At 65.0% G+C, this 19,704-nt stretch carries 16 protein-coding genes; 12 read left to right on the plus strand and 4 right to left on the minus strand.

Going from position 1 to position 19,704, the window contains the following annotated elements; translation table 11 throughout:
• Positions 1-21 precede the first annotated feature (21 nt).
• Positions 22-1,056: an ABC transporter substrate-binding protein gene (locus FAZ98_RS30090; RefSeq protein WP_158957156.1), complete on the minus strand. Its 1,035-nt coding sequence runs from the start codon at positions 1,054-1,056 to the stop codon at positions 22-24.
• 354 nt (positions 1,057-1,410) lie between these two features.
• Here FAZ98_RS30090 and FAZ98_RS30095 point away from each other — a divergent pair, with 354 nt between their 5' ends.
• The gene (locus tag FAZ98_RS30095) at positions 1,411-3,036 is read left to right on the plus strand and encodes an FAD-dependent monooxygenase (RefSeq protein WP_158957158.1); all 1,626 of its coding nucleotides are present in this window, start codon (positions 1,411-1,413) and stop codon (positions 3,034-3,036) included.
• 2 nt (positions 3,037-3,038) lie between these two features.
• On the opposite strand, the gene FAZ98_RS30100 is transcribed toward FAZ98_RS30095, so the two are convergent.
• The gene (locus tag FAZ98_RS30100; RefSeq protein WP_158957160.1) at positions 3,039-4,061 is read right to left on the minus strand and encodes an SGNH/GDSL hydrolase family protein; all 1,023 of its coding nucleotides are present in this window, start codon (positions 4,059-4,061) and stop codon (positions 3,039-3,041) included.
• Between the two features lie 221 nt (positions 4,062-4,282).
• Between FAZ98_RS30100 and FAZ98_RS30105 the strand changes: the two genes are divergently transcribed.
• The 4 genes from FAZ98_RS30105 to FAZ98_RS30120 all read left to right on the plus strand — a co-directional run bounded on the left by FAZ98_RS30105 (position 4,283) and on the right by FAZ98_RS30120 (position 8,171).
• On the plus strand, positions 4,283-5,176 hold the full coding sequence (locus FAZ98_RS30105; protein WP_158957162.1) for an alpha/beta fold hydrolase: 894 nt from the start codon (positions 4,283-4,285) through the stop codon (positions 5,174-5,176).
• Between the two features lie 46 nt (positions 5,177-5,222).
• Positions 5,223-5,657, plus strand: a complete 435-nt coding sequence (locus tag FAZ98_RS30110; protein WP_158957164.1) for a GFA family protein — start codon at positions 5,223-5,225, stop codon at positions 5,655-5,657.
• Between the two features lie 151 nt (positions 5,658-5,808).
• On the plus strand, positions 5,809-6,432 hold the full coding sequence (locus FAZ98_RS30115; RefSeq protein WP_158957166.1) for an ABC transporter ATP-binding protein: 624 nt from the start codon (positions 5,809-5,811) through the stop codon (positions 6,430-6,432).
• 206 nt (positions 6,433-6,638) lie between these two features.
• A complete protein-coding gene (locus FAZ98_RS30120) occupies positions 6,639-8,171 on the plus strand; it encodes a hypothetical protein (RefSeq protein WP_158957168.1) in 1,533 nt (510 codons plus the stop codon).
• Between the two features lie 40 nt (positions 8,172-8,211).
• On the opposite strand, the gene FAZ98_RS30125 is transcribed toward FAZ98_RS30120, so the two are convergent.
• On the minus strand, positions 8,212-9,123 hold the full coding sequence (locus tag FAZ98_RS30125; protein WP_158957170.1) for a CHAD domain-containing protein: 912 nt from the start codon (positions 9,121-9,123) through the stop codon (positions 8,212-8,214).
• A 220-nt stretch (positions 9,124-9,343) separates the two neighbouring features.
• Between FAZ98_RS30125 and FAZ98_RS30130 the strand changes: the two genes are divergently transcribed.
• Positions 9,344-9,709, plus strand: coding sequence for an NUDIX hydrolase (locus tag FAZ98_RS30130; protein ID WP_158957172.1), 366 nt, complete (start codon positions 9,344-9,346; stop codon positions 9,707-9,709).
• 63 nt (positions 9,710-9,772) lie between these two features.
• On the opposite strand, the gene FAZ98_RS30135 is transcribed toward FAZ98_RS30130, so the two are convergent.
• A complete protein-coding gene (locus tag FAZ98_RS30135) occupies positions 9,773-10,015 on the minus strand; it encodes a hypothetical protein (protein WP_158957174.1) in 243 nt (80 codons plus the stop codon).
• A gap of 188 nt (positions 10,016-10,203) precedes the next feature.
• Here FAZ98_RS30135 and FAZ98_RS30140 point away from each other — a divergent pair, with 188 nt between their 5' ends.
• The 6 genes from FAZ98_RS30140 to FAZ98_RS30165 all read left to right on the plus strand — a co-directional run bounded on the left by FAZ98_RS30140 (position 10,204) and on the right by FAZ98_RS30165 (position 19,464).
• The gene (locus FAZ98_RS30140) at positions 10,204-11,400 is read left to right on the plus strand and encodes a ParB/Srx family N-terminal domain-containing protein (protein WP_158957176.1); all 1,197 of its coding nucleotides are present in this window, start codon (positions 10,204-10,206) and stop codon (positions 11,398-11,400) included.
• 232 nt (positions 11,401-11,632) lie between these two features.
• Positions 11,633-12,505, plus strand: coding sequence for an AraC family transcriptional regulator (locus FAZ98_RS30145; protein WP_158957178.1), 873 nt, complete (start codon positions 11,633-11,635; stop codon positions 12,503-12,505).
• Positions 12,506-12,650: 145 nt separating this feature from the next.
• Entirely contained in the window at positions 12,651-15,230 is a 2,580-nt protein-coding gene (locus tag FAZ98_RS30150; RefSeq protein ID WP_158957180.1) for a type VI secretion system Vgr family protein, read from the plus strand.
• Positions 15,231-15,241: 11 nt separating this feature from the next.
• A complete protein-coding gene (locus tag FAZ98_RS30155; RefSeq protein WP_158957182.1) occupies positions 15,242-16,150 on the plus strand; it encodes a DUF4123 domain-containing protein in 909 nt (302 codons plus the stop codon).
• Between the two features lie 30 nt (positions 16,151-16,180).
• The gene (locus FAZ98_RS30160; protein WP_158957184.1) at positions 16,181-17,140 is read left to right on the plus strand and encodes a hypothetical protein; all 960 of its coding nucleotides are present in this window, start codon (positions 16,181-16,183) and stop codon (positions 17,138-17,140) included.
• A gap of 35 nt (positions 17,141-17,175) precedes the next feature.
• Positions 17,176-19,464 carry a hypothetical protein gene (locus FAZ98_RS30165; RefSeq protein ID WP_158957185.1) on the plus strand — a complete coding sequence of 763 codons (2,289 nt, stop codon included), beginning with the start codon at positions 17,176-17,178 and terminating at the stop codon, positions 19,462-19,464.
• Positions 19,465-19,704 lie beyond the last annotated feature (240 nt).

The following is a 19,704-nucleotide window of genomic DNA, read 5'->3' on the forward strand; positions in this document are numbered from 1 at the left end:
CTCCGTGGGTTCTGCGTTGCGTTATTCGGCGCGAGCGGCAGGCGCCGCGTCGGTAAAGCGGTTCGTGTAGGTGCGCGCCAGATCCACGTGGCGCGCGGCCACATCCGGGTCGACGCGCGCCAGCACCGCCAGCACGGCCGGTGGCGCCTCGGCGGGCATCGCGCCGGTGGGCGAATACGCGGGCTTCGTGACGGCCAGCGCCTGCCGGTACAGCGCGGAATCGCCGCCGCGCAACGCGGTGGGCACGACCGCTTCGATCTGCGCTTCGTCGTGCGTCTGGATGAAGTGCAAGGCCGCGACCACGGCGCGCACGAGCTTCGCGGTGTCGTCGCGATGCGCGTCGATCCAGTCGCGCCGCATATAGAGGCACGCGCCCACGTACGGGCCGCCGAGTCGCGCGCGGGTCGCGGCGACGCTGCGCATGTCGGCGAGCGGCCGCGCCTGCGCGCGCACCAGCAGACGCGTGGCCGTGGGCTCTTCGATCATGCCCGCGTCGATCGAGCCGTCGGCGAGCGCGCGTTCGAACGCGGCTTCGTTCGCGAGCGGCACGAGCGCGTAACTGCCCGCGGCCACGCCCGACTGCTCGACCAGAAAGCGCGTGAGGTAATACGTCGACGAACCGAAGCCGGTCACGCCCAGGCGCCGCCCGCGCGCATCGGCCATCGAGCGCATGGTGTCGTCGCGGCGCGCCACTTCGATCAATCCCGCCGACTGCATGAGCACCGCCACCGACTGCACGTCGAGCCCGTGACTCTGCAGCTCGATCGTGTGGTCGTAATAGCCGACCGCGCCTTGCACCGCGCCCGCGACGAGTTCCGTCGACGTGTCGATGCCGGCCGGCGCGGAGATCACGCGCACGTCGAGCCCCTCACGGCGGAAATAACCGAGCTGATCGGCGAGTATCACGGGCAGATAGACCAGCTTCGCGGCGCCGCCCGTCATCAGCGTGATCGGCTGCGCGTGCGCATGGCTGGCCAGCCAGAGCGGCGCGCAGCCGAGAAAGGTGCGGATCAGGGCGCGAAACTGTGCGCGGAAGGGCGCGGCGCGGCGCGGCATTTGGTCTCCTCGTGGTCGGGACGCGTCGTTATCGTTGGCATCGTCGATAGGGGTGCAGTATAAAAAACGTCACCCTTCTGATTGCCTTCCGGCGGCGCGCCGATTTCTACGTAGTTTCCCGGCCATCGCCGGGCCGCGATCGGTGGGCGATCGGGTTTGTGATATAAAGCCGTGTCGGAAAAGGCAGGCTTGGCGTGGTCAGCCCAAGCCCTTTCGGTAACGAAAGCTCTGGTCTTTGGCTTCGTGCACGAGATCCCCACGACGAACAGCGGCGCCATCGGGCGCTATTTTGTTCGTCCGTGTGGCATCCCGCATGAGGAACGCTCCGGTCGAACTCGACACCAGGAGCCGTTCATGCCCGCATTCCCTTCGTCCATTCATGATGTCCTCATCGCAGGGGCCGGTCCCGTCGGGCTGTTTCTCGCCTGCGAATTGCGCCTGCACGGCCTTTCGGTGCTCGTGCTCGAACGCGCGCCCGACCCGCATTCTCCCTTGAAGCGCTTGCCGTTCGGCATGCGCGGGCTCAACGCGCCCACGCTCGAGGCGTTGTACCGGCGCGGCCTGCTGGCGGAGCTGACCGCGGAGCAGGGCACGCGCGACGCCGCGCAGCCCGCCGCGGCGAACGCGGCGTCCGCGCACTGGGCGCAGCAGCCGCGCCGTCCCGCCGGGCACTTCGCGGGCATTCAGTTCTTTCACGACGATATCGACGAAACCCGCTGGCCGTATCGCTTGCCGAGCCCGGCCGGCACGAGCCTGCCGGTCGCGCTGGAAACGCTCGAAACGGTGCTCGCGCGCCGCGCCGTGGCCCTGGGCGCGCAGATCCTGCGCGGCGTGAGCGTGGACGACTGCGTGGGTTCCGCCGACGACGTGACCGTGCGCGCGGGCGCCGCCACGTTTCGCGCGCGCTGGCTGGTGGGTTGCGACGGCGGGCGCAGCGCGGTGCGCAAGGCGGCGGGCTTCGACTTCGTGGGTACGGAACCCGAGTTGACGGGCTATTCCGTCGATGTCGAACTCGCCGATCCCGCCGCGCTGCCCGCCGGCCGCCGCTACACGCCAACCGGCATGTACACGTACGCGCGTCCCGGCACGATCGCCATGGTCGATTTCGACGGCGGCGCGTGTCATCGCACCGCACTCACGCTCGATCACGTGCAGGCGGTGCTGCGCCGCGTCTCGGGCGTCGAGGTCACGCTCACGGCGCTGCGCACGGGCACGACCTGGACGGACCGCGCGATGCAGGCGAGCGCGTATCGCCGCGGGCGCGTCCTGCTGGCGGGCGACGCCGCGCATGTTCATTCGCCGCTGGGCGGGCAGGGGCTCAATCTCGGCATCGGCGATGCGATGAATCTGGGCTGGAAGCTGGCGGCCACGTTGCGCGGCGAGGCGAGCGCCGGGCTGCTCGACAGCTATCACGCGGAACGGCACGCGGTGGGCGCGCGCGTGCTCGACGGGTCGCGCGCGCAAATCGCGCTGATGCGGCCCACACCGGCTACGCGCTCGCTCGCGGCCATCGTGCGCGATCTGCTCGCCACGCGCGACGGCGCGACGTATTTCGCGGAGCGCGTGTGGGGTGTGGGGCTGCGTTACGATCTGAACGCCGATGATGCGGGCATCGATCACGCGGATGTTCATCCGTTAGTGGGCCGCAGCGCGCCCGATTTCGAATTCGTCGACGGTACGAAGCTCGGCACTTTGCTGCGCGAGGGCAAAGGCTTATTGCTCGATTTCGAGCGCGAGGCCTCGCGCGATGCCTTGGCGAGCGGCTGGCGCGATCGTGTGAATTACATCGCGCGCGAGGCGAAAGACCGGCTCGGTTTGCGCGCGCTGCTGATCCGCCCCGATGGCTGTGTTGCGTGGGCAAGCGACGCCGCGCCCGGCGAAGCGGAACTCACTCGCGCGCTGCGGCGCTGGTTCGGCACGCCGGGCGAAATTGGCGAAAGCGGCGGCGGCCCATTCGCCGCGCGCCGGGTGATCGAGTAAGTTCAATGCCCCAGACCGCTCGCCGCGATCTGCTGCTCCACGTACTGCGCGAATAGCGCGTGCGTATGCGTGGTCGGATGCAGGTCGTCGGCGAACATGTACTTCTGGTCCGCGTCGGTCGAGACATAGGTCGCGGGCGAGCACAGCAGCGAAGTATCGTCGGGCGTTTTGTTCGGGTCGCACGCCTGGCCCGTATTCGACACGGTAAAGCCGTTCGACTGATAGTTCGCGATAGCCTGCGTGAGCCACGTATAGGAATCGACCTGAATCACCTTGTTCTGCACGCCTTGCGTTTGCAACGCGCTGGTCAACGTGCTGTTGAACACCTGCGAGAGCTGCGTGTAGTTCGCGCCGCCGTCCGTGGAGGTGATGCCCTTTGGCGAGAGACCCACGTTGGGCGCGTTGACGACCACCACGTGCGTCGCGCCGTTGTTCACGATGGACGCGATCACCTGCGCGAGCGTGGTCGCCGCGGTTTGCACGGTGGCCGTTGCCGCGGGCGGCGAACCCGCGCGCAGGATGTCGTTCGCGCCCGCCCACACGAGCACGAGCTGGTTCGAGTTGAATTTCCCGTACGTGGAGAGAAAACTCGACACTTGCTGATTGACCGGCATTTCGATGTTGCCGATCACGTCGGTGAGAAAGTCGTATTGCGTGGCGGCGGTCGCGACCGTCGAGCCGCCTTCCGCATAGCCCAGGCCGCCCGCCGCGCTGAGTTTGTGATCGACGCTGATGGTAAAGGCGGGCGTGAGTGAGCCACCGTAGTACTGCGCCACGTCCTGGGTCCAGACCTGGCCGGGATTGGTCGTGAATTTGCCGCCGCCCACGGCGCTCGCAATGGGCGCATAGGTGCCCACGTCCGAAAGACTGTCGCCGAACGAGACCACTTGCAGCGTCACGCCACCGGGCGCGGTGCTGCTCGTGCTGCCGCCCGATGAACTGCCGCCGCCACCGCCGCAAGCGGCAAGAAATGCAAACGCCGCGGAAGAAATTGCCGCGCGTACGACATTGAGTTTGACTCGCATGGCGACTCCTTTCCGCACGCAGCGGCTTGGCCAGTGTGTTGAATTCGTGATGTCACGCGATCATCAGGAACGGAGTAGCAAGAAGAGTGCGCGCCTCGCCCGATTCGCGAAATTTTCTAACGCGAATCGGCAAATTAACTGGTTTGCCGCGCGGCCCGGGGATGGTTATCCTTGCGGTTCGACGGCAATTTGACGGCGATTTCAGGCGACGGAAGACTCTCATGCTCAAACACATCGAAACGGCGTTGCTCGATATCGCCTATGAGGAACACGGCGAGGCGAGCGGCTGGCCGGTCGTCTTGCTGCACGGGTTCCCCTACGACATTCACGCCTATGACGAGGTGACGCCACGGCTCACGGCGCAGGGCGCACGCGTCATCACGCCGTATCTGCGCGGCTACGGTCCCACGCGCTTCCGTTCGCCCGAAACCGTGCGCTCGGGCCAGCAGGCGGCGCTCGGCGCCGACTTGCTGGCGCTGCTCGATGCGTTGCACATCGAGCGCGCCCTGCTCGGCGGATACGACTGGGGCGGCCGCGCCGCGTGCGTCGTGGCGGCGCTGTATCCCGAGAGGGCGCGCGCGCTGGTATCGGTCAACGGCTACAACATCCAGAATATCGCCGCCTCGGCGCAGCCCGCGGATCCCGAGAAGGAATACCGCATGTGGTATCAGTACTATCTGCACGGCGAGCGCGGCCGCGCGGGACTCACTGAAAACCGCCGCGCGTTTTGCCGTTTGCTCTGGTCGCTCTGGTCGCCAACGTGGCGTTTCAGCGACAGCACTTACGCGCAATCGGCGGCGGCGTTCGACAACGCCGATTTCGTCGATGTGGTCGTGCATTCGTATCGGCATCGCTATGCACTGGTCGAAGGCGATCCGCAGTTCGATGCGATGGAGCGCCGCCTCGCGGCCACACCGCCGATCACCGTGCCCACCATCACGCTCGAAGGCGATGCCGACGGCGTGGCGCCCGTTGGCGGCAGGCTCGCCAATGCGCAGCGCTTCACGGCGCGCCACGAGAATCGCATCGTCGCGAACGCGGGCCACAATCTTCCGCAGGAAGCGCCCGAAGCATTCGCCGCCGCGGTGCTCGACGTCAACGCGTGGACCGCATGACGCGCGGCGTCCCGCCCGCGGTTTCAAATCGAAGAGGAACAAGACAATGAGCGACAACACGCATTCGCATGCGGGCCAGTGTCATTGCGGCGCCGTGCGTTTCGAGGTGACGTTGCGTGACGGTTTCACAAGCGTGCGCCGCTGCAATTGCTCGTATTGCCGTATGCGCGGCGCGGTGATCGTCGCGGCGGAAGCCGGCGGCATCACGTTTTTGCAAGGCGAAGACCGGCTCACGAGTTATCGCTTCAATAGCGAAACGGCGCGGCATTTTTTCTGCTCGCACTGCGGGATCGCCACGCATTTGCAACGTCGCTCGGACCCGAATCTGTTCGGCGTGAACGTGGCGTGTCTGGATGGCGTGAGTCCGTTCGATTTCGCCGACGTGCCGGTCATGGACGGCGTGAATCATCCGAACGATACGGGCGGCCCGGCGCGCCGGGCCGGCACGTTGCGGTTTATCGCCGCCGAATCAGGCGCGTAGTCAATCGCCGCAAAAACCCGGCGCGGTTGTGGCGCGGCGACGCGCGTGGCAGGATGGCGGCTTCATGCGGCTGGCGGCAGTGGGCTTATGCAATGCAATGTTGAAGCGTTGCGCGGCCGCCTCGCACTCACTTCGTTCGCTTGATTCCCTCATGCTTCGATTCGACAACCTCAGCAAGCGCTATGGCGAGCGCGTTATCTTTCAGGGGCTGCAACACGCATTCGGCGCTGGATGCGTCGCGTTGTGCGATGAAAACGGCAGCGGCAAATCCACCTTGTTCGGCTTGCTCGCGGGCACGCTCGAGGCCGACACCGGCGAGGTCTGGCTCGGCGGCCACTCGCTGCGCAGCGCGCCGCTCGAGGCGAAAGCGGCATTGGCCTACGTGCCGGACGATTGCCTGACTTATCCCACGCATACGGGGCGCGCGTTTCTGGAACTCGTGGCGGCGCGTCGCAACACGACCGTGAGCGCGGGAACGCTCGAACTCGCGGAGCGTTTCGGCCTGGCGCCGCATCTGGAGAAGCGTTTCGAGCAGATGTCGCTCGGCTCGCGCAAGAAGTTCTTTCTCACGGCGGCCACGCTGGGCGAATCCAGGGTGTTGATCGCGGACGAAGCGGACGCGGGCCTCGACGCCGCCGCGCGCGCCGTGCTTATCGACCTCTTCAAGACCCTGGGTCAGGACCGCACCGTGTTTTTCTCCAGCTACGATACGGTGCTGATACGCGGCTGCGACGCGAAAATGCTGGGTTTTGCCGAGCTGGGAAGGCACGAATAAGGTCAGCGCGCGCGTCGGGCGCCACGGCGCTGCGCTGGGACAGAACCGCCGCGCGAACAGTCAAATCCTTTCAATTTATTGCGAATTGTGCCGTTAACCCGTTAGCGTAGGCCGGCAGAATCCGGAAACGCTGCGCAGCAGGCGTGCGTAGGCGTCGGCCGGTACGCGGTCGAGGAGACGAAGACGATTGACGGGACAGTCCAGCAATGAGCGATATTGAAGCGGCAGGCATGACGATCGAAACCGCCGCCACGGCCCGCGCCAGCTCCGCCCAGCGTATCGAAGTCATGCGCGAACTCGCGTTGGCGGGCGCATTGCCGCTGTTCGTGCTGTTCGCGGCGATCCTCTACACGACGAACGGTCACTTCACGTACTCGTTCGACGATCCCTATATTCATCTCGCGCTCGCACGCAACATCTGGCTCGGTCACTACGGGATCAATCTCACGGAAGCGTCGGCGCCTTCGTCGAGCATCCTCTGGCCGTTTTTGCTGGCGCCCTTCGCCTCGCTGCCCGGACTCTTCGAATACGTGCCGCTCGTCGTGAACGCGGCGTGCCTGATCGCGCTGGTGTTCGTGATCGGCCGCACGTTCGACGACGTGCGGCCGCGCTATCGCATTGCGCTCATCGTCGGTATCGCGTTCTGGGTCAATGCATACGGCCTCGTGTTCACGGGCATGGAGCACAGCCTGCAACTGCTGCTGATCGCCGTGGTACTGCGGCCTCATCTGCGTTCGACGCGTTCCCCGGCGGCGCGCATCCGCTTGCCCGCGTACGTTTTCGTGGCATTGGCCGTGTTGCCGCTCGTGCGTTACGAAGATTGCGCGATCTCCGCACCGTTGTTGCTGCTCGCGGCGCTGCGCGGGCAGTGGCGTGCCGCCGCGCTCTCGGCGGGCTTGATCGTCGTGTCGATGGGCGGTTTCTCGCTGTTTCTGCACCATCATGGACTCGGCTTTCTGCCGAGTTCGGTGCTCGCGAAGGAGAGCATGACGAACGGACTCGGGCCGGCCTGGAACGTGTTGTTGAACGTGGTCCAGTCGCCGGGTCTGGTGTTGATGGAAGTGTGTCTGGCGGTTGCGAGCTGGCGGCGTGACAGAACGTGGGGGCTGCTGATCGCGACCGTGTGCGTGCTGCATTTGCTGTTCGGCAAAAGCGGCGCGTTCGGCCGCTACGACGCGTATCTCGCGCTGTTCGTGGCGCTGTGCGGCGCGCGCCTGTTGATCGGGCGCGCGCAATACTGGCGCGGTGCGCTTGCCGTGGTGCTGCTCGGCGTACCGTTTGCGTATGCGACGGTGTGCACGCCCGCCGCGAGCTCGAACATCTACTACCAGCAGGCGCAACTGGCGGAGATCGTGCGTGCGCTCGGCGCGCCGGTCGCGGCCAACGACATTGGCCTGATCGCATTGCGCGGCAATCAGTATCTGCTCGACCTGTACGGGCTCGGTTCGGTGAGCGCGCTACGGGCGCGGCAAAGCCATGCCGACCCGGTGTGGATGAGCGACCTGATGCAAAAGAAGGGCGTGCACTACGCCATCATTTACGACCGATGGTTCCCCACGCGTCCCGCCGCGTTTCAGCGAGTGGGCACCTTGACGCTCCACGGGTGGATCGTTAGCGCGGCGTTGCCCACGGTTACGTTCTACGCAACCGACTCGGCCTCCGCCGCGAAGCTCCGGCAGACGTTACGCGACTACGCTGCGTCTCACACCAACAGGAAAGTGTCGTTCGAGATCGACTGAAAGCGTCGCGACGCCGCATGGTTCGAGGCGTCGCCCAGACTCACTCCGAAAGCGCCCGCACGCGCCGCGACGCCGCGCGCATGCGGCGGCACTTCTGACCCTCCAGCCAGCGCAGCGATTCCTCCACCACGGCCGCCGGCACCGCGTCGAACGAGGTGCTGCGAATGAGCGTTTCGCTCGCCGCGATATCGTTGAACTGGCCGAGCTTGTTCTGAACGGCGGTCAGCGCCTTGATCGTGCGATCGTGGCCGCCCTTGACCACGGGCTGGAAAAATTCGAGCAGATAACGCAGCTTCTTGCCCGCCTTGCGCACGTCGTGAAGCGCTTCTTCGTGAGCGATTTCGTGGCGCGCGGCACGGCGGCTGCGCTTGCGCAGCGTGCGCTGGGCGAGCCGCAGACGCTTGCGCGCGAATGCGCGCACGGGCAATTCACCGCACGACGATTCCAGCGTGGTTTGCGCGCGCAGCAGCACGTCGTTGAGAAAGGCCTCGACAGCGTCGCTCTGGATCATCGTCTGGCTGTGCACGACGGCCTCGGCGCGCTTTTCGCGGGCGGCGGCCACCAGCGTTTCGATCGACGCGCCTGACTCCAGCGCGTCATTCAGCAAACCGCCGGCAATATCCCAATCGCGCGTGCCGCCCGCCACGGCGGCAAGGCGTTTGAATTCCTCGATGGCCGGTGCGGAGGTCGCTTCGCCAAGATAAGGCGAGTAAGCCCAGTACAATGCGCGCAACTTGCGGAACGCGATGCGCAACTGATGAAACCCCTCGGGACGACTTTCGACGGACAAGGCTCGGGCTTGTTGCACGGCTTCGGCGACGACGGGCGCCGCCAATGAAGAGAATGTGCTGGCAATAGAGCTTGTTTTCGTGAGTGATCCAGCGGACCGTTTCCGGCCGATTTTGAAGCGAGTGGTTGGCCGCGGTAAAGGCCAGTCACCGTCCATATCCATTGCAGTCTCGATTCCGGCGAATTTGATGGAATCAGACCATACCATAGAGGTTGCCGATAACCTCGCTTATGTGACGGTTTGATGAAGCGTTTAAAATTAAATGCATGCGCTGCCCCCGCTTTATCAGTACCTGGCGCGGGCTTTTCTGTACTACGATAATTAGCTAAATCAGGCATGAGCCGGTCCGCAATGCGTGCCGCCAGCAATCCAGGAGTTTGAGTTGAAGAAACGCGCCACCGTGATCTGTCGCAGAGGTAAGCGAATCCTTCTGGTCTCGCGTAGTCAGTCGAAGTGGGCATTGCCGGGCGGCATTCGCAAACGCGGAGAGCCGATGCTGGAGGCGGCGCTGCGCGAACTCCGCGAAGAAACGCGGCTCTCGGGTAAATCGGCCAAATATCTGTTCGATATTCGCGGCAAGCAAAAACATCATCATGTTTTCGCCTGCGAAATTCCGAGCCAGGCAAAAGCGCGCCCGAGCAGCGAAATTGCACGCTGCCGCTGGGTTCACGTGGACGATATCGCGCGCCTGCTCACGAGCGGCCCCACGACCGATATCGTGAAACTCGTCAACCGCCGCCGCAAGTAATACTCGCCTCATTCGTCACGCGCGTTCGGTGCATCCACGCGCCAGGCTGGCCAAGCACGCCAATCAGAAGTCCGTGGGCTTGACGGTCACAGGCGAAAGCGTGCCGCGGTACACCTTGTGTGCCGCCACACGTAATATCTCCTCGACATTTTCCCGCGTCGAAATCTCGTTGCCTTCCTGCGATCCATCGGAGCTGAAGATGTCGCACAGGCACGCGCTCGTGACCTGAATCTGGTGCGTGCGCCCGCCAATCGGGTAGTGGAAGAACACATCGCCGTCGATATGTTGAAGCGGAATGTCGAACATCTCGATCCCCGTCGTTCACGCGCGACGATTCACGCGTATCGACACGATGCTAGCCGATTTGCGTGTCATTCTTCGGCCCGGCACGACGATTTCAAAATGGTTTCCTCAGCATTACTGTATGCCTTCATCGTGCTTTCACATGAATTGCGCAGAATGGGCGGTTTTCATCCAAAATCAATTAATCGACGATGACCACCGCCGCCAGCCGACTCGCCCTCGCTCTTTCCTTCTCGTCCTTGCTTTCGCTCGCCGCCTGCGGCGGTGACGGCAAAACGCCCGCTTCGAATGCGGCAGCGGCGGCCGATGCGGCGTCCGCGCCGGTCACGGCGTCGTCGGCGGATGCCGCCTCCGCGCCCGCGAGCGCTTCGGCGCCCGTGGCCGCTTCCGACACCGCCTCGGCGCCGGGCAGCGCCTCGGACACGCCGGTGGCCACGCAGCCCGGCGTCTGGGCGAGCGCCAAGGCCGGCGACATTCTCGACGTCACGCTCGCCGACCTGCGCCCGACCCAGGCCGCGCTCGGCTACGACCAGATCTACTACAAGCTGGGCCGCTACGAAGCCGATTACACCAAGAAGTTCGACGACTTCTGCGCCGACGAAGGCATGAGCGGTCTGAAGAAGAACACGTCGACGGCCACCTCGAAGCTCACCGACGCCACTACCTACACCTGCAAGGTCACGGACGCCACGCAGCGCGACACCAGCGCGCTCAACCCCGTCGTGATCGGCCCGAACGGCGACACGCTCTATCTGACCGATGGCCATCATGGTTCGTCGACGTATTACGAAGTCCCCGACGGCGGCCCGACGCTGCACGTGCACGTGATCGTCAAGGACAATCTGAGCGCGACGACGGGCAGCACGTTCTGGGCGGAAATGCAGAGCCACGGCTATACGCGCCTGAAGGATGCGAACGGCCTCGCCATCACCGCGTCGCAACTGCCCACGGCGCTCGGGTTGAGCCACGGCATGCAGAACGACGCGTATCGCTCGCTCGTGTATTTCACGCGCGACATCGGCTACAGCAAGCCGACGCCTTCCACCGACTTCCTCGAGTTCTACTGGGCCGACTGGCTGCGCACGGCGTTTCCGCTCACGCCGTACGACCGCACGCAACTCGGCACGGCCACGACGAATCCCGCGACCGACGGCACGGGCTATGTGAACGCGGTGTGGAATGCCTCGACGGCGATGGTCGCGACCACCGACGGCCAGGTGGGCGGCATGACGAGCGCCGCGCTCGGCAAGAAAGCGCAGATCAACGACGGCCTCGCGTGGAACGACAGCACGAGCGAGTTTTACAGCCTGATGCAGCCGATCACGGCGTCCAAGCCGGGCAAGATCGCGTACATGCTCGACTACAAGACGAAGCACGCGATCCAGTAAGTCGCAGGCGCGGTGTTTCGCGCGATCAAACCCGCCGCGTCGCTCAGGACGTGGCGGGTTTTTTCTTTTGCGCCGGTCGGGGGCGTGGCATCGCCGTGGTTGCGGCGCGGCACCTCGTCGGGGATCATGGCTGCGCGGTGAGTTCGCCGGGAAATTGAGCAAGCGCGGCTAGGCGCGCCGTGGCCAATCTGGGCGACGATAACGCCAGTCGCACGATTCAGACACCCAGACCATGCCCACTCAGCTCGATGCCACTCGCGCCTATACAAAGCGCTTCGACACCGTACTCGCGTATATCGAAACGCATCTCGACGGCGACCTTTCCGTGGAGGCGCTCAGTGGCGTCGCGAACTTTTCGAAGTTTCATTTTCACCGGCAATTCGCGGCCTACGTGGGCATGCCCGTCGCGCGCTTCGTGCAGTTGATGCGCTTGCGTCAGGCGGCGCGACGCCTCGCCTCGCGCGAGTTCTGCGCGGTTCTCGACGCCGCGTTCGAAGCGGGTTTCGACAGTCCCGAAGCCTTCAGCCGCGCATTCAAGCGCGCGTTCGGCATGGCGCCGAGCGCGTTTCGCGAGCATCCGAACTGGGAAGTCTGGAGCGCGACGTTCGTCGTCCCTTATCTTTCGAGGAAACTCACCATGCAAGTTCAGATTGTCGATTTTTCCCCCACGCGCGTGGCCGCGCTCGAACACCGCGGCGCGATCGGGCTCGTCAACGAGAGCGTGCGCCGTTTTATCGACTGGCGCAAACAGAGCGGTCAGTCGCCGGTGGCGTCGAGCCGGACCTTCGGCATTCCGCGCAACAACCCCGACACCACGCCGGCCGACGCGTTTCGCTTCGACATTTGCGGCGAAATTCACGAGCCGGTCGCCGCTAACGACTACGGCATACGCGAACTCGCGATTCCGGGCGGCCGTTGCGCCGTGGTCCGGCACACGGGGTCGACGGACCACGTGGGCGAAACGATCTATCCGATCTATCGCGACTGGCTGCCTTCGAGCGGCGAAGAACTGCGCGACCATCCGCTGTTCTTCCATTACCTGAGCGTGTTTCCGGAAACGCCGCAGGATCAGTGGCAGACCGATATTTATATCCCGCTGGTGTGAGTGCGCGAGGCGGGCGTTGGACGACATGGCGTCCCGCTCGCCGCGCCTGAATGCGCCGCAATCGAGAAATCCCAATTTCAACGCGTTTGTCTGAAGATTATGTAGAATGACGCCGCCGATTAAATAAACTCGTCCGGGGACTTAAATGGGGGCGCAGGACTTAATGGCGGCCATTTCCGGCGGCCTTATACAAAGCGACCGACTGCTCAAGCTCGACACGCCAGCCGGCGATAATGTGCTGCTGCCGCAGCGCGCGGTGGGATATTCGCGCATGGGCCGCGATTACGGCTTTACGCTCGACGTGGTTTCGACCAACGAAAACGTCGAGTTGAAAACGCTCATCGCCCAGCCCGTCACGTTGTGGCTGCAACAGGCCGACCAGTCGTATCTGCCGCATCACGGCTACGTCCACACGGCCCGCCGGCTGGGCGCGGACGGCGGGTTGACGAGCTATCAGCTGGCGTTCGCCTCGTGGCTGCACTTCCTCAAATTCCGCAAGGACGCGCGCATCTGGCAAGACCAGACCGCCGAAGCGATTCTCACCGACGTATTTAATGCGCATCCGCAGGCGCAAGGCGCATTTCGATTTTCGATTCAAAGCGCATTGCCATCGCACTCGTTTTGCATGCAATACGAGGATGACTGGAATTTCTGCCAGCGGATCATGGAATCCGCGGGCCTCTTTAGCTATTTCGAGCAGGCCGCGGATGGTAAATCGCATACGGTTGTAATTACCGATAATATCGACTCGTTGCCCGCTTTAAATCCGCAATCGGTTAATTTTTACCGATCGGGCGTGAATAGCGAAACGAATGCGCTGGTGCAATGGAGCGGGACGCGCACGTTGCAGAGCGTGACGCTCACCACGCGCACGTTCGACTACAAGGCGCCGTCGAGCGCGGGCAATCCCAAGGGCACTTCGGTGCCCACGCTCGCCACGCAAGGCGACCTGCCGCAGCAGGCCGAGGTGTACGAGTACACCGGCGCGTACACGTATGGCGAGCAGTCGCATGGCGACACGCAGTCGGAAATCCGCATGCAGGAATGGGAGTCGCGCGCGAAGCGTTTCGAAGGCGCGGGCGCGGTGCGCGCGCTCGACAGCGGGCGCTGGTTCGAACTGGACGGGCACCCGCAGCACGACACAGGCAGCGCGCAGGAGCGCCAGTTCGCCGTGCTCGAGGCGCGCTGGTTCATCGAGAACAATCTGCCGGTTTCGAGCACGCAGACGCAGGCGTTTCCGCACAGCCTGCAAGGCGAACTCGCGGCGATCAAGACCGCTCAGCAGGGCAAAGGCGAAGCCGGCAGCGCGGCGCTCATCGTCCCGAGCGCCGACGGCAGCGAGGGCTTTCTGCTCGTGCAGATCGAAGCGCAGCGCAAGAGCGTGGCGTATCGCAGTCCGCGCGAGCACCGCAAGCCGCAGATGCACATGCAAACGGCGCTCGTGGTCGGGCCGTCGAACGAAGAGGTCTACACCGACTCGCTCAATCGCATCAAGGTGCGGTTCCACTGGGACCGCCTGAACGCGGGCGACGAAACGGCGTCGTGCTGGATACGCGTGGCGATGTCGGATTCGGGCAGCGGTTACGGCGGCGTGCACGTGCCGCGTGTGGGCGAAGAAGTGATCGTGAGCTGGCTCGACGGCGACTGCGACCGGCCGCTCGTGACGGCGCGCGTGTACAACGGCGCGACTACGCCGAACTGGCATTCGAACGGCATTCTCTCGGGCTACAAGTCGAAGGAATACGGCGGCAGCGGCTACAACCAGATGGTGATGGACGACGCCACGGGCCAGAACCGCATGCAGCTCTACAGCACGAGCGCGAACTCGCAGCTGCACCTGGGTTATCTGGTCGCGCAGAACGCGAACGCGCGCGGCGCGTATCTGGGCAGCGGCTTCGACCTGAAGTCGGACGCGTTCGGCGCGGTCAACGCGGCGCGCGGCCTGTACGTGGGCACCTACGCGAAAGGCGCGGCCGGTCAGCAGCTCGACGTGAGCGAAGCCCACGCGCAACTCACCCAGGCGCAGAGCACGATGGACGCGCTCTCGCAGGCGAGCGAGGCGCATCAGGCCGAACCGTTGCAGGACGGCGCGAAGGCGCTGGAGACGTTCGCGAGCGCCACGCAATCCACGGCGCAGGGCGCGGCCAATGCGGCCAGCGGCGGCAACACGGCGGGCGGCGGCACGGGTAGCGCGAACGCGTTCACCGAGGCCGTCATGCTGATGGCGAGTCCCGCGGGCATTGCCTTGTCGACGGAACAGTCCGCGCACATCGCCGCCGACGAGCAGATCAATCTCGCGAGCGGCCAGAGCACCTATATCGCGGCGGGGAAGTCGCTGATCGCGAGCGTGGCGCAAAAGGCGAGTCTGTTCGCGCAGAACGCGGGCATGAAGCTGTTCGCGGGCAAGGGCAAGGTGGAGATTCAGGCGCAGTCCGACAGCGTGGAAATCACGGCGCAGAAGACCCTCAAGGCGGTCTCGGCGACGGAGCGCGTGGAGGTGGCGGCGGATCAGGCGATCCTGCTGACGGCGGGCGGCGCGTATATCCGCATTGCCGGCGGGAACATCGACATTCATGCGCCGGGCACGGTGGATATCAAGGGCGCGCAGCATAACTTCGCGGGCCCCGCCTCGCAGCCGTATCCCTTGCCGAAACTGCCGGAAGGCATCTGCCATTCGTGCGTGCTCGACGCGGCGGCGGACGTCAATCCGTTCGTCCCGTTATGAGCCCGCAGGCCATGTCATCGAATCACGAAGACCTCGCGCGGGACCTCGCGGCGTTGCCGGTTCCGGAACCTCGCGAACGCCGCTACGCGCTGGTCGATCTCGCGCAACTCTCGTCCGAACAACGGCGCCTGTTGCGCGCGGACCGGCTGCCGCCCGGCGCGCGCCTGTTCGACCACGACGCCGTGCTCGAACGTCAGCGCGACATTGGCGCGGTGCTGGTCGATCTCACCGGCGCGGAGCAGCCGTCGCACGAGTCGCACGCGTTCTGCGTGTCGCTCGTGGAGTCGGGGCGCGGTCTCGCGCAGGCGAGCTGGCTCGTTTCCGCCGCGCCCGTGGCCGGGTTGTCGCAGCATCTCGCGCGCTATCTGAAGGTGGCGTTGCCGGACCAGCGCCGCGCATTGCTGCGCTTCTACGACGCGTGGCTGTTGCCGCGCTTCGTGCGTGTGCTCTCGCCCGCGCAGTGGACCGATTTCATGCAGCTCGCCAGCCAATGGCGCGCCATGCAGCCCGACGGCACGTGGGTGGATCTGCGCACACGGCCTGAGCGATTCGTCGTGGAGGAGGGCGCGGCGCCGCCCGCCGAAGCGGGCGCCGCGTGGCCCATGGCGGAGAGCCAGCACCGGATGATGGTCTATGCGGGCTTGCCGGGGCAGGTCATGCGCCGCTACTTCGACGAACAACCCGTGCGGGCGCAAGCGCGCACGCGCGCGCAAGTCTATGCCGAAGGCGTGAGCACGATGCGCAAGGCGGCGCGGCACGGCGTGGCCGAGATCGACGATCTGGAGGCCATCATGATGATCGGGTTGCTCAACGGCCCCGCGTTCGTCGAGTTGCCCGCCGTGCACGAGCAGTTCGCGCAGCTCGACGCCGGCGCCGATTTCCAGCAGGTGTTGATGCGTCTCGCGGCCATTCGTGCCTGACTCGCCGCACGCCGAAACGCGCGGGCCCGAGTGAAGGACGCGGCGCGGAAACCACGCGCAAAACAAGCGGAACCACGCAGGCCGTTCGCCCTAACCGGAGCGGCCGTCATTCAGTCAATCAGGAGCGGTATGGATTTGAAGCAGCGTATTTTTCGGGCCGGCGTCGCGTTCGCGGCCGCATCGTGCGTGTTGCTGGTGCCGGCTTGGGCGCAGGCGAAATCGTGGGCGGTCAGCGTCACCGGCTTCAACTACAACGCGCTTCCGATCGACCGTTTCACGGTGGAGACCGACGCGGGCTCGGCCAGCGGCGCGAACATGCCGGGGCTGGCGTACTCGGGCGGCGAGGGTAGCGGCTCGACCTGCTGCTACCGCGTGGGTGGCAAGACAATGACCGTGAAATACCAGCTCTGGACGGCGAAGCCCGACTGGAAGCGGGGCGATCCCGAGCCGCCGTTCATCACGCGCACCGCGCCGTTTCCCGCGCCGAGCGATCCGAAGGCGCGCATTCTCGAAGTCTATTTCCTGCCCGACGGCAGCGTGCAGGGCAAGCTGGTTTCGGAGCGCGACCGCGGCCCCATTCCGTATTCGCGGATCATGGACCGCATCCACAACGAGTCGCTGGATTTCATTCTCAATTACCCCAAGGTGCAAGGGCGCGACGTATTTTCCGAGCGATTCTCGCACGCCATCATTCGCGGCTGGCTGCTCGGCTTGCGCTCCGAAGCGGATCTCTATGACTTCAGCATGCGCGCCCTGAAAGTGAACGCGGGCTTTGCCGAAGATCCGTCGATCGCGCCGGGGCTGGACGCGCGCAGGGGCAACCCGCGCGCCATCATGGCGTATCTCCAGACCGTGCCGGACGCCACCTGGAAGCGGCTCGCGGCCGAACAGAAGCATTACGACGAAACCGAGCTCGAGGCGCAGGATGCGCACGCGAAACATCTCGCCGAGGTGTGCAAGGACATGTTCACCCCCTGCAAAGCGCACTGAAACCGCAGTCACGCCACCCGCAACCCGAGGACGTCATGGAATACGGTCTGTTCGACGAAAGCCCCGCAGAGCGCGAAGTCATGCAGCGCGCGGCGAAGGCCGCGCAACCCACGCCGCCGACCTGCAAGACCTGCCGGCAGCGCGTTTACGCTTCGTTTTTCTTCGACGATCTCGGGCGTAACGAAACGGCCGACGAGAGCGTCGACCGGCTTTCGAATGTCGCCAGACTGTTTCGCGCGCATCCGTCGCGACCGGCGGACTGGGTGCATGCGTTCTACTATTCCGGGCTCGGCACGCCGTTCGACGACACGGCCGAAGCGGCGTTCGCGCTGGCGCTCGACAAGTACGAGGACGCGGCCAAGGACCACGCCAAGGATTCCGTGAAGGACGCGGTCAAGGACGAGGCGAAAGAGAAGGCGAAAGACGCGAAGAATCTCTACGTGAACTTCAACCGCACGGTCGCGCAAAAGCGGGCCGCGCTGGCGGCGCGAGCGCGTCAACTGGAGCAAAAGGCGGGGCGCGTGCGCCGCGCGGCGGCCCAGAGCGGCAAGGCGCGCGCGCAGAAAGCCGTGGCGCGCGGGCTCGCGGCCGAGGCGGGCGAAATGCGCCGCAAGGCGGCGACGGTAGCCGTGGACGAATTGAAGTCCGCGTTGCGCGAGTCGGTCGGCAAGATCAAGCGAACCTCGATAAAGTCGTTGGTCTCGAAGAAGGCCATCGTCAAGCTCGCGGCCGGTGTGAGTATCGACCTGATTCCCGCCACCCGCGACAACGCCTGGCTGTCCCAACTCATGAATCTCGGCCCCGACATCCGTCTGGAAACGGCCAAGGAAGAACTGGAACTCGCGGTCAAGGACGCCGTCACGCGGCAGCAGGCCGAGCGGCCCGTGCAGGAAATCTTCGTCTCGGTGTTCGGTTGCGGGCGCGGCGGCGCGCTCGCCAAGGCGTTCGCGAACGCCGCGCCTTCGTCGGTCAAAGGCGACATCAACGGCGTGAAGTACGAAGTCAGCGTCAAGCTCCAGTACATCGGTCTCTTCGACGCCATGCACGCGATGAGCGGCAGCGAGCTGGAGTTCTTCGAGCCCACCGCGCAGACCAGCTTCTTCGCGCCGAACAACCCGTTGTGGTTCTTCTCGCCCGTTTCACCCACCGTCAACATGGACGACCGCGATCTGCAACTGGCAGGATTCGCGGGCGGGCTGCATCTGATCGCGGGCCAGGAAAATCGGCCGTGGCAACGGCTCTCGCTCAACAGCGGCAACGACCGCGTCAAGCAGATCGTCGTGGCCGGGATTCACGAAGACGTCTCGGGCGGCTATGTCGATGGCGAAGACGGGCGCCACGCCGACTTCGCCCGTGCGTCGCTGCTGGCGATGTATGCGCACGCGATCGACTGGGGCGTGCCGTTTTTCGGTACGCCCGCCAAGCCGGGCTTCAAGACGCGCGACGGCCAGGCGATGACGTTGCAGGAAATCGCGCCCGACGTGCAAAGCCGTTTCTTCCAGGCGACAGACGGCGTGGCCGAAGCGCTGAAATTGCACCAGCCTTATCTCGCCTATGTCGGCACGCTGGGCGGCGCCGCAACCGAGAGCATCGACGACCAGTTGAAGGCGCATCACATGGCGTTGCTGCACTGGGTGGGCTACGCGCAGAAGAATCTGCCCGGCTTCTGGGCCGAGGCGCAAAAGTCGGTGGACGCGGCCATCGCGCGCGCGGCCGATCTGCTGTCCCAGGTGCGCGGCGAGGAGCCGGTGGCGGGCAAGCATGTCTCGTACACGGCCGACGGCATTCCATTCACGACCTACGACTCGGATCAAGACCGCGAGGCCGACGAGAAATGGCAGACCCGGCTCGGCGCCACGACCTCGCTCAACGACGACCTGAAAACCCAGCGCGAACACCTCGGCACGCTGAAGACGAAAATCGACCACGACGTGAAAGCCATGCGCGAGCGCAGCAGCGACGACGCGGTGATGATGAACAACGCGTACATGGTCGCTAAAGTTGGCATCGTGCCGCAGGGCGCGAAGGACGCGCAGAACGTCGAGCGCAAATGGCTCGCCGCGTGGGACAACGCGATCCTGCCGCTGCCCGCCTCGCTCGTGCCGTTGTTCCAGAAGTATCTGCACGATCCGGTCGTGAGCGGTACCGGCGACTATACGGCGGTCGGCCTGCTGTATCTGAATCAGGTGTCGTACTTCAGCGAGCGCGGCACCGACGTGGGCGAGAAGCAGAAGAGCACGCTCGACAAGGTCAAGTCGGGCTGGGAGGCCACGAAAAAGAACATGAGCGAAGTGGGCTCGCAGATCGCGCACATGTTCGACTGACGCCGGTTTTTTTCGTCGTCATGTCGCGCCACCGCGCGTTGCCACCCGTATTCGGCGGCTTTGGACAGCACGGGAAATCGCGCGATGCCCCGTCGCAGAATGACAGCGTTATGCGCCCGGCATGGCGTTGTCGCTCAGCCGTTTCCTTAGCCTTTCTGGCCCGAAAATCCTTTGCTAAAGAATGAGTTGGCCGCGCCGTTAATCTGTCCGGAGAGAGCCTGAGCGGCCGTCGAAAGCGGT

This window comes from Paraburkholderia acidisoli, assembly GCF_009789675.1.
Lineage (GTDB): Bacteria > Pseudomonadota > Gammaproteobacteria > Burkholderiales > Burkholderiaceae > Paraburkholderia > Paraburkholderia acidisoli.